We start from the raw sequence: 15837 nt of genomic DNA on the forward strand, positions 1-15837 counted from the left end.
TGTATTAAATACGCAATATAAAATGGATCAGCAGCAAGACTCTATGGGGCTATTGCAGCTTGAACATATGCCCGCTCAGGCAATAAATTTATTGCCGCAAGTCTCGTTTATTATGGTTGAAGATGATAATACATATCGAGGTTATACGGCATTGCATCATAATGCGCATTTTAATATCACAAGTCTATTAAATGAAAAAGGTCAAACAGCCTATAAAGAAGATACGCTAAGTCTACTACCTGGGTTTGTGGGAGATTATCCTAGTGCGATTTGGTATTTGAAAAAGCATCAACTCGCGGATTTCATAACGCAGTTACAGGCTATGAAAAGCGAAAACGATTATTTTGCTCTTAAATCGACATATGGCATTAGGCGAACACATATCGATTTTTGGTATTACAGTGATTTATTACATAAGATCGCAAAGCAATACAAAGGTATTGAATTTGGACTGTTTGATTATAATCGACTCGAAAATAGGTAAGTATTAATTTACAAAGTGTAGTAAATTTGAAATACTAGTTTATTATATTTTTGTAAATAATTTGCTAACACTTGATCTTTAGGTACATAATTTGGCAGAATTAGAACTGCAATTGTGTATGATAAAATGAGAATTAAAATGAAATACTTTCTAATTGTACTGTTGTTGATTTCTGGTTTTGCATCTGCTGAAAAACAAGTAAGTAAATGCATTAGCTCTTCAGGTGAAATGCGTTATACAACAAGAGGATGTAGTTCTGGTGAGCGTGAAATAGCGATCAAAAAAGATCAATCACTGATGCAATTTGCTCAAAAGGCAAAATCACAACGGGCTGAAAAATCAGAAGATTTTTATAATTCAGATTTATCTTATTATTTAAAAGAAAACTTTGCTAATACTGATTGGTCTGAAAATGTTGAGCGTAGCTTTTTAGAACATAAAGAAGCGGTTGTGATTGTTGATAGCTTCAGATTGCATAAATTAGAAGAGATTTGTAGTGCAACTATGGGTTGGATTGAAAAATATCCACACCCAAGATTTGAGTTAGATTCTATGCGGTTTGAATTCAATACTGGTGAAAGCTTTAAGTCACGTTACGTGATAGTGAATGAATGTGACTTTGAGTTAAGGTAGCTTAAAGCGTTTAATTTTGCCAAATTATATTAGACAAAATCATATGCATTGAGCTGACCTTAGCTGGGTGCATAATCATGCTAGATAAATTATAATTCCCCTCGTAAATCCATAAATAGAGAATTAAGAATGTCTGTAGATGCGAATAAAATTGCGATTATGCTTGAAATGCAAAACGCAATGAATACCAAAATTCATGAAAAATGGTTTGAGCAAGGATTTGAATGGAATCGTGCTATTTGGGTTGAGTGTGCTGAAATGCTTGATCATTATGGTTGGAAGTGGTGGAAAAAACAGTCTCCAGATACTGATCAAGTAATTTTAGAGCTTGTTGATATCTTTCATTTTGGTTTAGCATTACGCATTGATGGTAAAACATCTTATCAAGATTTAGCTAATTCAATACTAGCTGAAATGTCTGAACCTAAACTTGCAGATGACTTCAAGCAAACTTTAGAGTTATTAGCCGCTGCTGCTGTAGCCAATAAAGAGTTTGATGCTGCTGCTTTTGCTGGTTGTATGCAACAAATTGGCATGGATTTAAATGATTTATTTAGAGGTTATGTAGGTAAAAATACGCTTAATTTCTTTAGACAAGATCATGGTTATAAAGATGGTAGCTACATTAAAGTGTGGAATGGCCAAGAAGATAACGAACATTTAGTAGAAGTGGTTAAGTCACTAGATACTGAACATCCTGATTTCTCAAAATTAGTATACCAAGGTTTAGAAGCTAGATACCCAGCTTAAAACCTGTAGGATCAGCTATTAAAAATAACCAACATAACTTGATTTGAGTGTGTTGGTTTTTTACTTTTAGAACCTAGAACCTAGAACCTAGAACCTAGAACCTAGAACCTAGAACCTAGAACCTTACCTCATATTTTAAAAAAGACACTAAAGATATTTATAAATATGTGAGGTATTAGACTTATTTTGACTATATTTGTTGGGCAAATTTTTGTGCTGTAAAAGGTGAGGTGGCTGCGTGGTAAAAGTTAGCGATGCGTTCAGCTCTTTCGTTTATTGATGTATCCCTTTGAGATAATAAACTCTCTTTTTTTTGCGGTTCTTCATTATTTTCTTTTAATGATTTTTCATCTGATTTTAATCTTTCATCTTCAGTGGCATCACTTTTTTTGTCTAGCTTAGCGTTTTCTTTAGTTAGCTCAGCTTGCGCTACAGAAATTTTTTGAGTGGCATCAGCTGCGATAGCGCGATCAGCACTTGATGGCTCTGCGGGAGCAAGGGCTGCAGCTTGCACTTGCTGCATTTTATTTATAGTAGCTTGAGGATCATTTGGGATAACTGAGATATCAATAGGTACTTCACCACCAACAGCATAATTAGCGCCATCGGGACCTCGTTGGTATTCATAGCTCGGTGAGCCTGCGTATTGTCCGCCAACAGCTGCATGGGCATTCTCATGGTTACGAACTTCAGTATCTCGCGCTTTAAGTTCTTTTATTTGTTGTAATTCAAGTTTTTCAACTTCTTGCTTTTTATCTTGCTGTTTTTCTTTTTGCTCTTCCTGTTGTTGATTTTTTTCCTCTTCTTTTTTAGATTCGTTTTCTTTCTCTTCTTCTATTCTTTTATTCGTAGCCTCTTCACTGAATAACACTTCTTGATTTTCACTAACGGATTGACCCGGTAATTTGGCTTTATCTGAATCACCTGCCAATTTAGACTCGGCAGGAGAGGCTTGCGGTTTTACTGTTTCTTGTATAAGTTCTCTTTTTTGATTGTCACGATGCGCAGTCTCAGTATGTACATTGGCTGTATTTAGATTAACTGGAGGAGGCGTCGTAACAATATTCATAAGCGAACTTTAAACTCTTACATCAATTAAAGTACCTAATACTTCATCGGCAGTTTGAATTGTGCTTACATTTGCTTGCGCATTAAATTGCTCAACTTTTAAATTAACTAATTCTTCATCAATTTTAGCAGGAGGCTGAGCTGGTTGTGTTATTGCTTCATCAGTACGCGCAGCTTCAAGATTTTGATTTCGATCTATTTGGTTATTTTGCTGTGCTTGTTGCTCTTGAGCAGCACGGTTGATATTTCTGGATGATTCAGAAATTTCTGCATTTGCTCTTTGAAACCCTTGAACACCGGAATTTAAAGCGGGGCTAATCATAAAATAACTCCTATAAACGATCTTTCTAACCTAATTATCGCTCAAAAAACGCGCGAAATAAAGTAACAGGTCAAAATAACTAAATACTATTTTTTAGCTTGCTTTAATCCACTAATTTTAAAGCATTTCTTTAAGCTCTTTTATGAATTCTGATTTATGAGAAATAAAAGGTGCATGAGATGCTTTATTGATTACATGGGCATTAAAATTAGAGTTTAAAGCTTGAATTTTAGCAACTGCTTTAGCGGGGACTAATGCATCTAAAGCACCAAAGATACCGTGCATAGGTATCGTCAACTCAGAAAATAATGTACGTAAATCTTCGTTTAATAAAAAGTCGAGGCCAGTACTTAGGGCTACTTCTTGTGGTTCAGGAGCGCTTTTTATAAATTGTTTAAGTTGTTTGATATCTTGTTTGGCTGAATCACTGCCCATAGCTTGTATCGCCAGAAATCTATCTATGGTTTTATTGGTATTAGCACTCAGTTGTGACATAAAGGCCTTAAGTACATCTGGCTTAATACCTGACCAAGTATCTTGTTCTGTAAAATAGGGTGTTGAGGCAACTAAAATTACTTTAGCGACTTTTTTGGGGTGGTGTTTAGCAATATAAAGTGAGATAAGTCCACCAAGAGACCAACCAACAAGCGTACTATTATCTGATAACTTTTCAGCAAGTTCATTTGCGACATTAGCTAAATTATAAGGTGCTGGACAAGCTTGGTCATCTCCAAATCCAGGTAAATCTAATGTTTTTATCGGCATAGATATTTCAGATTCAAGCTCTGGAATTAATAGCTGCCATACATTTTTATTCATTCCCCAGCCGTGTAAAAAAACACATTCGTTTTGCATATTCAATAAACCTTAACCACACTAAATTAGACAAGATAATAACATAAGGGCCAAGGAGTGACTTTATTCTGGTTTATAAAATATATTGAAGACTTGTTATATACCCATTCTTGCTTAATGTGCAGTAGTACAATTAAAGATCAGCCTAAGTTATGTAAAGTGTGTTTACAGGATTTACCTAAGCTTGCCTTGCCAATAACAGAGCCTAATTTATTGCTGAGACCTGATGTTAAACGACTCTTTAAAAAAGTGAAGTTTGATAGTTTATTTGCAGTATTGTGGTACCAAGAGCCAAATTCTATTTGGCTGAGTAAATTTAAGTTTCATAATAAAATTTATTACCGTCATGTCTTAATTCAAATCATTCAACATCAACTAATAGTCGCTCAAGAACATGCGCATTGGATTTGGCCCGATATGATAATAATCATGCCGTTACACCACAGGCGCTATCATGCGCGAGGTTTTAATCAAGTAGAGCAAGTTTGGCGAGATGCATTGCTTACTTTACCTAATTTCAATCAATCATTGCTGCAAGAAAAGGTGTTAATACGTGAAAAATACACCAAAGCGCAAACCAACTTAAATGCTAAGCAAAGGCGTAAAAATATCAATTCAGCCTTTACTGTAACGGGTAATGTGAAAGGTAAAGTTGTCGCGGTAATTGATGATGTGATCACCACAGGTACCACGATTAATGAAGTATCAAGCTGTTTAAAAGCTGCAGGTGCTAAACATGTATCGGCTTGGGCAACCTGTTTAACACCTTTGGAAAAGTAGAGTGGTTATATCAGCTTATTAATTTAGTAATTTAATTTGTTCGATATCAGTCAGTTGTATATGGTTTTGGTAATAAAACTTACCAGTGCTTAACCCTTTTTTATATAAGTAAATTTTTTCTCTTTTTACTAAACCGTATACTTCGATTTCTTTATTTTTAAGTTCATTCAGTGATTTAATATTAAATTTGTCGCTCAATTGAGGTGCAAGTTTTTCTTTTATAACAACAGTGACATTGCTTGGTAATTTATAATTGTGTAATGCGTTGAGGTACCACTCTTTATTACCCTTTAAATGTCCTATGCCCTCTACTTTAAAGTTAAGCGTACTACGTAAGCCATTTTGACTTTTTATTGAGGTTTGAGCAGCATCAGATACTGAATAATGTGGGTATTTAGATGTCGTTGAACAAGCGGTTAATATAAAAGCTGTTAATAATATAGCTAGGTATTTCATTGATATTCATCCTTAAATTGTACCTACATGGTACTTTTTATTTATTTTATTTGAAATCAACTAGAATAGGGAATTTATTTATAAATTTACAAATAAAATATCCAAGAATAAAAAAGGGCATAAAACTATCATGCCCTATAAATTTTAGATTAGCTATTTTAGTTATTATTCAGCTCTTGCACTAAATGTTTTACCAAAAAATAAAGCGTTGCTTAATATGCGACTGGTACCGTACCAATAACCTCTAAATACAGGGTTATCTGTCATACCAACTACACGGCCACGGCCATAAGAGTGGGCCATTAATGCTGCAGCACCTGAAATTTGTTTAATATTATTATCGTGACTAAATCCTGCCATTAATGGGTTCTTATCGTAAATAGCAATATTTACAAATGGTACATCTACAGGCTCTAATAAAAATGTGCTGTTTTTAAATACCGGTAAATCTTCACGTGGAATTGAATAAGTTAACGGGTGAGATAAATCGATTTGCGTTTTATAAATCGCACCTGCAATACGTTGCTTACCTGCTAAGCTATCTTTATCTGCATAAGTCAGTGCTTTTGTATCAAAAGTTTCAGCCATATCTTTTGGTGAAATATAATTAGCTTTTAGAATCTTATTATCAACTAAAAATTTAGCACCACCCTTATGACCCCAAATTACACCGCCTTCTTTGATCCAGCGTTTCATTTTCACTTTAGCTGCATCAGTAAAACCAGAGTAACTACCATTAGCCATAATTACATGGGTATATTTATTAAAATCAATGCGCGCTAATCTATCGACATCAATCACTGTTGGTGCAATGCCTACATATTGATCTAAATAATACCAAGTTTCACCAACTTCATATTGGCTAGTGCCTTTACCACCAATTAATAAAACTTTAGGCAAATTAACTGGAGCTAGTTTACGTGAACCTAAATCAACACCTGTAGGTGTTAAACCTGATTGAATACCAATAATAGGGATATTAAATTCAGTTTGTGCTTGCGATAAGATCTCTGTGAAATTATCTACAGTTTGTAATCCTGTAGGTAATATTATGGAACCAGCTGAAAGAGCATGTTTACCTTTTGAAGTCACTGCAGATAAATCACCTAAAGCAACACGTGCTTTTATACCTTTTTTTAATAAAGTATTTAGCATTTTAGGTGCTGCGTAATCATCCCAAGAAAAAGCGTAAGCATAGTTATTTGTTAATTTATCAAGTGATTTAGGTTGTGGTTTAGTCCAAGCAGTATCTGAGTGTTTTAAACCCCACTTGCTTGTTAAGTTAGCAAATTCAATATTAAAGGCGTGAGCAATTGTCCAGCCTGATACATCGTAAAAAGTATTATCTTCGAAGTTTTTTTGTTCGCTAAATATTGCTTTTATTAAACGGTATTGCGCTTGATCTAAAGGAATGTAATAACTGTTTTTTTCGCTATATGTTTTATTGGCAATTTTTAAGTCTTTATCAATTTTATAAGCATTGATTTGATGTTGTTTAAGTAAGTTTAAAAACTTATTTAAACGTGTTTTATCGTTCGGCTCAGATACCAAATAACCATTTAATTTATCATTACCAGCAAGTTCAGATGCTTCATTATAAAAATTATCTTGATAGTCTAATAGGTTGTTTCTGCCTGCTACTGCCGCATCAAAAGTAGATAAAGAAGTTGTAAGTTGATTTTTAATGGTTGTAGGGAACTCTAATAAACCATTGATTGTTTCTTGTTGATGACCACGAGAACTCGCTTGTTCAAATAAAATACCGATAGTGCCGTTAGCGTCTGGGTAAGTAGAGCCTTTACCATAATAAAAGTCATCAAAGCTTTCTTCAGTAAAGTATAACTGGTTTTGCTTATCTAATGCTTTAGCGTGGAATACAGCAATATCTTTCGTTAATGTTACATTACGATCAGGGGTAAGTGGGTGCTTACGACTAGGGATCCCAGGCTGGAAAAAATAAGTACTATGCGGGCCCATTTCATGGAAGTCAGTTAATACATTTGGTTTCCACTGGTGGAATTTAGCAACACGAGCGCGCGATTCTGGGTGTTGTAATAAAAGCCAGTCACGATTTAAATCAAACCAGTAGTGATTTGTACGACCACTAGGCCAAGCTTCAACATGCTCTCTATGGCTTGGATCGCTTGATAAGTTTTGACCTTTATGCATATTTGCCCACTGTGCAAAACGCGATAAACCATCTGGATTTAAAGAAGGGTCAATTAAAATAACAGTATTATTTAATAATGTTTCAATCTTTTCGCCTTGCGCTGCTGCTAAGTAATAAGCAACTAATAAAGAAGCGTTACTACCTGAAGACTCATTGCCGTGAACGCTGTAACCCATCCATACAACAGCAGGGTCATCTTCATTAGTTTTAACTTCACCATCAGATAAGCGAGCAATATGTTTAGCTTGAATCGTATCAATATTTTTTAATTTTTCAGGTGTTGCTACTGTAAGCATTAAAAGCGGACGTTGCTCATGGCTATAACCAATTGTTTCAATGTTAATACGGTCACTTTTTTCAGCTAATACCTGCATATAACGTACTAATTGATCGTGACGAACATGCCAATCACCTACTTCATAACCTAACACTTCTTTTGGCGTGGGAATATTTGTGTCGAATTTAACATCCGAGTCAAAATAAAAATTAAGAGGTTTGGCCAAGACGAGTGGACTAAAAAATATTAATAAAACAAAACGAAACAAGCGCATAGTTATTTATTCTAGGTAAGGTGACTGATAACTTAAAATTAACATTGCACAATAATAAAGCCAAATTTTTTCGACAGGTACTAGCGACAATAAGACGAGCGGAGTATGATATGCAGTAACCTAGTAATTTAGTCAAGTATACCGTCTTATGATCAATATTTCAGAAACAGCGCAAAGTCACTTTGCAAAATTATTAGCCGATCAGGCTGAAAATACAAAAATCCGCGTATTCGTAGTAAACCCAGGTACGGCGCAAGCTGAGTGTGGCGTTTCTTACTGCCCTGAAGATGCGGTTGAAGATACAGATATTCACCTTGAATTTAATGGTTTTGATGCCGTTGTTGATGCTGAAAGCGCACCGTTTTTAGGCGAAGCTGAAATAGACTTTGTAACTGATAAAATGGGTTCTCAATTAACTTTAAAAGCACCAAATGCAAAAGCTAAAAAGTTAGGTGATGATGCATCGCTAGAAGCACAAATTCAGCATATGATCGATACTGAAGTAAATCCACAGCTAGCAAGTCACGGCGGCCAAGTAAGCCTAGTTGAAATTGCTGATGATATCGCTATTTTACAGTTTGGTGGTGGTTGTAACGGTTGTTCTATGATTGATGTTACTTTAAAAGAAGGCATCGAAAAAGAAATGCTAGCTAAATTCCCACAAATTAAAGGTGTTAAAGATGCAACAGACCATAATCCTGGTGAGCATTCTTATTACTAGATCTGCTACGCATTTCTATAAAACCACTACGTGGTAACTTATTTGTTAGAGATTGAATTAGCTTAAGTTACTTTCTGTTAAATATATTGTCATTCCCAAGGTGTTTTATCGGGAATCTAATATTAATTTAGCTTGAGTTTTATTTTTTATTTAGAGTTAAATTGATTAGCCAAAATGAAATTTAAAAATACAATATATCGCCTCGGCTCAACCCCTAAGTTGAGTTTAAGGCGATTTTTTATTGGCATAGTGTTATTTGCCATCAGTGCAGGGCTAATTATATTTGGTTATTTGCACTTTGCTTTATTACAACTTCCTGGTTTAGTTTTATTACCTATCGCTTTATATTTTGCCATGTATGGCTATTTAGGCATATTTGCTAATCGCTTTTCACAAATATTAAAAGATCGTGAAAAACTCAATAAAGACCTTTTTTAAATGAGTTGCCCAGTACGTTTTAAATCGTGATACCTTTTGATTAAGGTTAATCCTCTCAATAACATAAAGCTGCTCATTGCTGCCCATAAAGCATGATTACCCCACGATTCTAATAGTAAAAACACCCCAAAAAAGCCAAATATACTCGAAACTATCATGGCATTTCGCATATCTTTAGCCCGTGTTAACCCGATAAATATACCATCAAATATAAAACAAAATACCGCTATCATAGGCAGTAATACAGACCAGATGACATAATTTTGTGCTGTTGCTATGACTTCTGGGATATCAGTTAATAAAGCGATAAGTTCATCACCAAATACAGCAAACCCTAAACTATATAAAATGCTAAATAATACGCCCCAAAATAAACTGATATTAACCCAAAGTTTTAATTGTCTAAGGTTTTGTTGGCCTTTGGCTTCGCCAACTTTGGCCTCTACCGCATAAGCTACGCCATCTAATGCAAAACTTACCAGTAATAAAAAGTTTAACAAAATGGCATTGGCGGCTAAAACATTGTCGCCTAAACGACCACCGTAATACGTGATAAAGGCAAAACAGATTTGTAAAAACAATGAACGAATAAATATATCGCGATTTAAACTGAGCGTTTCTTGTATATTAGTTAAAGGTTGAATAAATGTTTTTGACCAAGATAAACTATGTTTGTTAAGTAGTTTGGTTACTATCATTAAGCCAAAAATAAGCGATATATAATCAGAAGCAACAGATGCCCAAGCTGCTCCGGCTACAGCAAAGTCGAGCCAAACAACTAAAATCACATCTAGAACGATATTTGTAATATTTGCTACCAAGAGTAAATAAAATGGCCCTTTGGCGTATTGCATGCCTAACATCCAACCTAATAATACTAAGTTAGCCAGTGCTGCGGGAGCGCTCAATATACGGATTGAAAAGTAGATTTGTGCTTGTTCTAATGCTTCATTAGAGGCTGTGATATGATTTTGTAATATATAGGTTATGGGTGGCTGTAAACATAATAAAAAAATAGAAAAGCCAAAAGATAAGATTAGCCCTTTTTTTAATACCGCCATTTGCTCAAGTTTATCTTGTGCGCCAAAAGCATGAGCAGCTAACCCAGTTGTACTCATACGTAAAAAGCCAGATAACCAAAATATCAAACTGATCACCATAGAGCCAATAGCGACACCTGCAAGATAAAATGAATTATCTAAGTGCCCAATCACAGCTGTATCAACTAAACCTAACAAAGGCACTGTAATATTTGATAAAATCATAGGCCAAGCTAAAAGCAGTAAGCTTTTATGATAGGTTAAATTACTTTTACTAAATAGGTTTTTATGAAAATGTTGCACAAATTTAAACATGTATTAAGACTAACCTTATTACTACCGCTGTGTTTTTTATCAAATAACGCTATGGCGAGTGTGATTTTACAATATCATCATGTCAGCGAGACTATGCCTGCAGTGACTTCTATCAGCCCAGCTGATTTTGAAGCGCATATGACACACCTAAAGCAACACAACTTTAATGTGATTTCCTTACCAGATATGTTATCTCAGCTAAAAAAAGGTGAAACCTTAGCTGATAATACGGTTGCAATTACTTTTGATGATGGTTACAAAAACAACTATACCACCGCTGCACCAATTCTTGAAAAGTTTAATTTTCCATACACCATTTTTGTAAACCCAAAAATGATAGATGAAAAGAAATCTTATGTAATGACATGGCAGCAAATTCGCGAATTGACTAAAAAAGGCGCCACAATCGCAAATCACAGTGCTGAGCATTTATACCTGCATCAAAAGCTTGAAAATGAAACATTAATACAATGGCAAGACCGTATTAAAAAGGACTTAATACAGTCCGAAGAGCGCATTAAACAAGAAACGGGTCATAATTATCACTATTTAGCTTATCCTTATGGTGAGTTTAATCATGAACTACAAAATGTCATTAAGGAGTTACATTTTATTGGTATAGGCCAGCACTCAGGTGCTGTGGGTATTGATAGTGACTTTAGTCGTTTACCGCGTTTTCCAGCTTCAGGTATTTACGCAAATTTAAAAACATTAAAAACCAAATTAAAATCTTTACCTTTTAGTATTACAGGGCTGACAAATAGTGAATCAGTTACAGTTAAAAACCAGCCAAGTTTAATTATGCAGGTAGTCGTCGAAGATTTTTATAAATCACAATTTGCCTGTTATGTATCAGGTCAAGGCAAAGCGACTATCAAATGGTTGGATAACAAAGCTGCTGAATCAGGTTTACCTAATAATGTTAAAAGTGTTGAAATAAGTCCTAAAAAACCATTAGGGAAAGGGCGTTCAAGATATAACTGTACTGCACCATCAATCAGTAAAAAAGGACATTTTTATTGGTTTTCACAACCTTGGGTAGTGAAATAAATAAACCTTTTTTAGTATCGAACATTAAATAAATTAGTATCGCATTATTTTTATGTATGTCAGGTTTTAATGTAACGTATTGATTTTTAGTTACTGTCATATTAATGTCAGATAAAAGTCGTACCAATATTAGTTAACTTTGTTTGATAATTCATTTCGAACAACAGAAAAGGATATATAAATGATCGTTCGAAAACTCAGGCTGCAACGTGCATGGTCTCAAGAGCAACTAGCACAATTGAGTGGGTTAAATATTAGAACCATTCAACGAATCGAAAGAGGCCAAAAAGCGGGTCTTGAATCATTAAAATCTTTAGCTGCTGTTTTTGAAATCCAATTAACTCAATTACAGCAGGAGATGGAAATGAATACGAATATAAATACTGAAAGTAATACTGAATCAAAAATGACTGAAGAAGAAAAGAAAGTCCTAGAGCATGTAAGAGACATAAAAGGATTTTATTCCCATTTAATTAATTATGTTTTAGTTGTAGGTGGTTTATTCATTTTAAACTACTTTATAAGTCCAGAGTATATTTGGGCTTGGTGGGCTGCGCTCGGTTGGGGCATAGGTGTGATCTCACACGGATTGAGTGTATTTGAAGTGTTTAGTTTATTTGGTGCAGATTGGGAAAGAAAGCAAGTTGAAAAAAGACTGAAGCGAAAACTTTAATTAAGTTTATGTTGTTTATTTTTAAAAATCGCTGACATTACTGTGAGCGCTTTTTATTTTTAAGATTAATTAGCCAGTAACTGATTTTACAAATTTCAAAATAACGATTTATATAAATTGATCAAAGTGCACTTTTTTATTTAAATCGATGAATAAACAAAAGAGTTGCTTTTTCGACAAAACTGACATTATTTAAAGTATTTTGATAGGAACTTTAGATCAATCTACATTTGTTCCATCGCTACCGTATAAATTTTCATACTAGAAAATATTGCATATATGTAAATGTTCAAGTTAAAACGAACCTCAACATCCGTCTCCTTAATTGCATTTTGAGGAAGTTGAGTTCTTTCCACAAAGAGTAAAATCACCTGTTGCGTAAACAATATCTGCATCAACTGATGAAAAAAATCTCTTAAGAAGTTCTTGAAATTGAACCCCATAAAGATTGTTTGTCAGAAATACTAATATTTCGTCATCTTTATCATTTCGAGTCAAAAAAGTTCTAAACCCAACCCAACTACCATCATGAGTCATTTTATGAGGCGATTTACTATCAACAATCCAACCAAAATTATAATTATAGGTTGAGCCGTCAACCAGCGAGGAATGCCTTAATGCTTCTTGTTTTTCTGATTCTGGTAGCAATGTATTATTCAGTAGTGCCCTATGCCATTTCAAAAGGTCGCCAACAGTGGAATAAACAGAACCATCACCTGTCACACCTTCAATTTTATACAAATCAAGTAGTTCTCCCTTATCTTGGCCAAAAACTCTAGACGGAAACTCTGTTTGTTTAGACAAAATGGTAAAGACGCGGGTATTTGACATATTAAGTGGTTGAAAAATATTCTGATATGAAAAATCTTCCAATGACTGATTAGATAATCTTTCTATAATGGCGGCAAGTATGACATATCCAGTATTACTGTATTCAAATTTAGTATTAGGAGCGAAATCCAATTTAGGCTTATGAATACTGAACAAATTCAGCATATCTTGATTTGTAAAAGCTTGCTTATCCCAATAAATATCGGACAGTTCTTCATAATCTATTAATCCAGATGTGTGATTAAGTAACTGACGTACAGTAATATTTGGATAAGGAAATTCTTTTAAAATATTTTGCACATTGTCGTCATATTTTAATTTACCTTGATATTTGAGTAGCATGATCCCAAAGGCTGTAAATTGCTTTGAGACTGAGGCAAGATTGAAAGATGAATCGATTGTTATTGGTGTGTTTTTATGTGGATGAAGTTTACCAACAGCTTTGCTATATAGTACTTTGCCATTACGAGCATAAAGAAAGGTTCCACTGATTTCTTTTTCCACATATAGGCTATCAATCCATTGATCAAATTCTGCTAACCTCTGTTGTTCACTTTTTTCAGTTGCTTGTATATTTCCCTTTGTGAGTGAAGATGAAGTCGCATTCGAATTCACTAGAAGTAATCCAAAAAAAATGCACAATGTAATTATTTTCACTCAATATTCCTTTTGCTGTTTGTTAAACGCTAACCGACTATAAAACCTTTATTTTGCTTGTCAATTAAATAGAAAAGTCTTAAAAAAATTAATGAAATTCAGCTTCGTACCTAAGTGATATTTATCATGGATGATTAGGCTCTTAAGTAACGACTGCAATAGGTTCTTGACTGACGTAATTTATTAAGCAATTACGTCAATTTTAAGAATTGATAATTGTCGCTTCTAACATGGGTAACTAAAGTTTAGGTGTAAGCACATACTAACCTGAAATTATCGTTCTTAAACCATATTCTAAAATCTTACCTGTTGTGGTTTTCATGCTTAAGGTGGTTACTTCTACTTGTTCATTGGCAACAAGCGCTTTAGTGGCTTTACGAATTTTTTCTTCGTCTAATCTAGGTGAGTAAGTATTGATCACAATAAAGCCGCCTGGTTCTTTTAGCTCTAAAGCAGCAGCTAATAGTTCAGGAAATTTATTTTCTATTTTCCAACGCTCTTTTTTAGCGCCTATGCCAAACGCTGGTGGATCCATTACGATACCGTTATATTTCTTACCGCGTTTAATTTCACGTTGTGCAAATTTAAGTGCATCTTCATGTATCCAATGAATATCAGATAAACCTGATGACTGCATATTCTCATTGCCCCAAGAGATCACCTGCTTTACAGAATCACAGTGAAAAACATCAGCGCCTTTAGAACGGGCAGCAATTGAGGCTGCACCAGTATAAGCAAATAAATTTAAGAAACGATCGCCATCATTTAAGTTATCTGCGATGAAATCCCAGTTAACTCTTTGTTCTGGGAATATACCTACGTGCTTGAATTTAGTCAGCTCTATATTAAGTGTTAGCTGCTTAAATTGAATCGCCCACTTAGTAGGTGCATCTGCTTTTAAGGCTTTCCAAGTTCCAGCGCTTTTTGAACTTTCTACAAACTCAAAGTGTGCGCTATCTAACCATTCTTTTTCACTTAATACTGCTTTAAAATAAGCATTCATATCAGGACGAATGGTGATAATGTCACCCCAGCGTTCTAGCTTTTTTTGGTTGCCAGCATCAATAAGTTCGTAATCATTCCAATGCTTGGTAAAAGTTCTTTTCATAGGGCGACTGCAGCGTAGTTTAATAAATAATTAGGGCGACGATTGTACAATATAATCCAAGTCAGGTCTTGTGTTTTGCCTGACTCTATTCGTTAAAGGTTAGCTCAAATACATATGTTTTTGTGAAAGTGTTTTATATTGGCTTGTGGTGGTTTTTTCTAAACTCTGAGGGCAACTCGCCAAATAACAGTCGAAACTGTTTACTAAAGTAACTGTGATCGGTAAAACCGACTTTATCACCTACTTGAGAGATGGGCATATTGCTTTCTATTAATAAGCGGCGTGCGTTTTCAAGACGAACTTCGTTTATAAACTGTTTTGGCGTTTTACTTAAATACTTTTTAAAGCGTCGCTCTAATGCACTAATTGATAAATGCGCAACATTGGCAAGCTGCTCAATAGAAAACTGATTAGGGTAATGCGCTCGAATATAATCAACAGGCGCTTTTATTGCTTCAAAGCCAGATAGCGCCATAGCTTGTTTTTGCAAATGTCGTGTAATGCCATAAGAACCTATGATGTCACCTGTTTTACTCAATAGTGGTCTTTTTGACGTGACATACCAAGCTGTATCGCCTGTCTGTGTCATATTTACTTCTAACCTATCGGTCACGATTTGCCCTGAAATGATTTTGTCATCATCGCGCATAAATTGTTTGGCTACATGGGCGGGTGAAAAATCAAAGTCACTTTTACCTACAATCTGAGACAACCTTTTTACTTCTTGGTGCTCTATAAAGGCTTGATTAGCATGAATGAAGTGATGATTTTCATCTTTAATCCAAAACAATACTCCAGGTAATAAATCAAACATATTGATAACTTGCTCTATGGCAACTTGGTGAAGAAACTTGTTATCTTTTTTAATACTCATGACCAACCTCTTTCTAAATAGGGTTTGTTAATAAATAATCAAACGCCGATTTTGTTGCATT

At 34.6% G+C, this 15837-nt stretch carries 17 protein-coding genes; 8 read left to right on the forward strand and 9 right to left on the reverse strand.

Going from position 1 to position 15837, the window contains the following annotated elements:
- Positions 1-22 precede the first annotated feature (22 nt).
- The 3 genes from PSA_RS27030 (at position 23) to PSA_RS03320 (ending at position 1867) form a co-directional block, all read left to right on the forward strand.
- A complete protein-coding gene (locus PSA_RS27030) occupies positions 23-484 on the forward strand; it encodes a fatty acid cis/trans isomerase (RefSeq protein ID WP_269432762.1) in 462 nt (153 codons plus the stop codon).
- A gap of 138 nt (positions 485-622) precedes the next feature.
- On the forward strand, positions 623-1117 hold the full coding sequence (locus tag PSA_RS03315) for a hypothetical protein (RefSeq protein ID WP_042150287.1): 495 nt from the start codon (positions 623-625) through the stop codon (positions 1115-1117).
- A 129-nt stretch (positions 1118-1246) separates the two neighbouring features.
- The gene (locus tag PSA_RS03320) at positions 1247-1867 is read left to right on the forward strand and encodes a dUTP diphosphatase (protein ID WP_042150284.1); all 621 of its coding nucleotides are present in this window, start codon (positions 1247-1249) and stop codon (positions 1865-1867) included.
- Positions 1868-2057: 190 nt separating this feature from the next.
- Here the strand turns inward: PSA_RS03320 and PSA_RS03325 are convergent, their stop codons facing one another.
- The 3 genes from PSA_RS03325 to bioH form a co-directional block, all read right to left on the reverse strand.
- Complete coding sequence (locus PSA_RS03325; RefSeq protein WP_042150282.1) at positions 2058-2936, reverse strand: putative metalloprotease CJM1_0395 family protein; 879 nt, start codon at positions 2934-2936, stop codon at positions 2058-2060.
- 9 nt (positions 2937-2945) lie between these two features.
- Complete coding sequence (locus tag PSA_RS03330) at positions 2946-3257, reverse strand: hypothetical protein (RefSeq protein ID WP_042150280.1); 312 nt, start codon at positions 3255-3257, stop codon at positions 2946-2948.
- Between the two features lie 117 nt (positions 3258-3374).
- Complete coding sequence (gene bioH / locus PSA_RS03335) at positions 3375-4112, reverse strand: pimeloyl-ACP methyl ester esterase BioH (protein WP_042150276.1); 738 nt, start codon at positions 4110-4112, stop codon at positions 3375-3377.
- 57 nt (positions 4113-4169) lie between these two features.
- Here bioH and PSA_RS03340 point away from each other — a divergent pair, with 57 nt between their 5' ends.
- On the forward strand, positions 4170-4892 hold the full coding sequence (locus PSA_RS03340; RefSeq protein WP_052380179.1) for a ComF family protein: 723 nt from the start codon (positions 4170-4172) through the stop codon (positions 4890-4892).
- Positions 4893-4910: 18 nt separating this feature from the next.
- Here PSA_RS03340 and PSA_RS03345 read toward each other — a convergent pair whose 3' ends face one another.
- Together PSA_RS03345 and PSA_RS03350 are read right to left on the reverse strand one after the other, a co-directional pair.
- A complete protein-coding gene (locus PSA_RS03345) occupies positions 4911-5348 on the reverse strand; it encodes a hypothetical protein (RefSeq protein WP_042150273.1) in 438 nt (145 codons plus the stop codon).
- A 165-nt stretch (positions 5349-5513) separates the two neighbouring features.
- Positions 5514-8069, reverse strand: a complete 2556-nt coding sequence (locus PSA_RS03350) for a M14 metallopeptidase family protein (RefSeq protein ID WP_042150272.1) — start codon at positions 8067-8069, stop codon at positions 5514-5516.
- Positions 8070-8217: 148 nt separating this feature from the next.
- On the opposite strand from PSA_RS03350, the gene nfuA reads away from it, so the two are divergent.
- Both nfuA and PSA_RS03360 read left to right on the forward strand, forming a co-directional pair.
- A complete protein-coding gene (nfuA, locus tag PSA_RS03355) occupies positions 8218-8790 on the forward strand; it encodes a Fe-S biogenesis protein NfuA (RefSeq protein ID WP_042150269.1) in 573 nt (190 codons plus the stop codon).
- 174 nt (positions 8791-8964) lie between these two features.
- The gene (locus tag PSA_RS03360; RefSeq protein WP_042150266.1) at positions 8965-9228 is read left to right on the forward strand and encodes a hypothetical protein; all 264 of its coding nucleotides are present in this window, start codon (positions 8965-8967) and stop codon (positions 9226-9228) included.
- Here the strand turns inward: PSA_RS03360 and dinF are convergent.
- On the reverse strand, positions 9225-10583 hold the full coding sequence (gene dinF / locus PSA_RS03365) for an MATE family efflux transporter DinF (protein WP_082305612.1): 1359 nt from the start codon (positions 10581-10583) through the stop codon (positions 9225-9227). The genes PSA_RS03360 and dinF overlap by 4 nt on opposite strands.
- Between dinF and PSA_RS03370 the strand changes: the two genes are divergently transcribed.
- Positions 10563-11633, forward strand: coding sequence for a polysaccharide deacetylase family protein (locus tag PSA_RS03370; RefSeq protein WP_127924206.1), 1071 nt, complete (start codon positions 10563-10565; stop codon positions 11631-11633). The two genes, dinF and PSA_RS03370, sit on opposite strands and share 21 nt — an antisense overlap.
- A 181-nt stretch (positions 11634-11814) precedes the next feature.
- Complete coding sequence (locus PSA_RS03375) at positions 11815-12306, forward strand: 2TM domain-containing protein (RefSeq protein ID WP_042150261.1); 492 nt, start codon at positions 11815-11817, stop codon at positions 12304-12306.
- Positions 12307-12627: 321 nt separating this feature from the next.
- Here PSA_RS03375 and PSA_RS03380 read toward each other — a convergent pair whose 3' ends face one another.
- From PSA_RS03380 to PSA_RS03390, 3 genes are all read right to left on the reverse strand, one after another.
- The gene (locus PSA_RS03380) at positions 12628-13794 is read right to left on the reverse strand and encodes a serine hydrolase (protein ID WP_052380178.1); all 1167 of its coding nucleotides are present in this window, start codon (positions 13792-13794) and stop codon (positions 12628-12630) included.
- A 262-nt stretch (positions 13795-14056) separates the two neighbouring features.
- Positions 14057-14902, reverse strand: coding sequence for a class I SAM-dependent methyltransferase (locus PSA_RS03385; protein ID WP_042150259.1), 846 nt, complete (start codon positions 14900-14902; stop codon positions 14057-14059).
- 133 nt (positions 14903-15035) lie between these two features.
- Positions 15036-15776 (reverse strand): AraC family transcriptional regulator, encoded by a 741-nt coding sequence (locus PSA_RS03390; RefSeq protein WP_042150256.1) that lies wholly within the window; start codon positions 15774-15776, stop codon positions 15036-15038.
- Between the last annotated feature and the right edge of the window lie 61 nt (positions 15777-15837).

Source organism: Pseudoalteromonas sp. '520P1 No. 423' (genome assembly GCF_001269985.1).
Classification (GTDB): Bacteria; Pseudomonadota; Gammaproteobacteria; order Enterobacterales; family Alteromonadaceae; genus Pseudoalteromonas.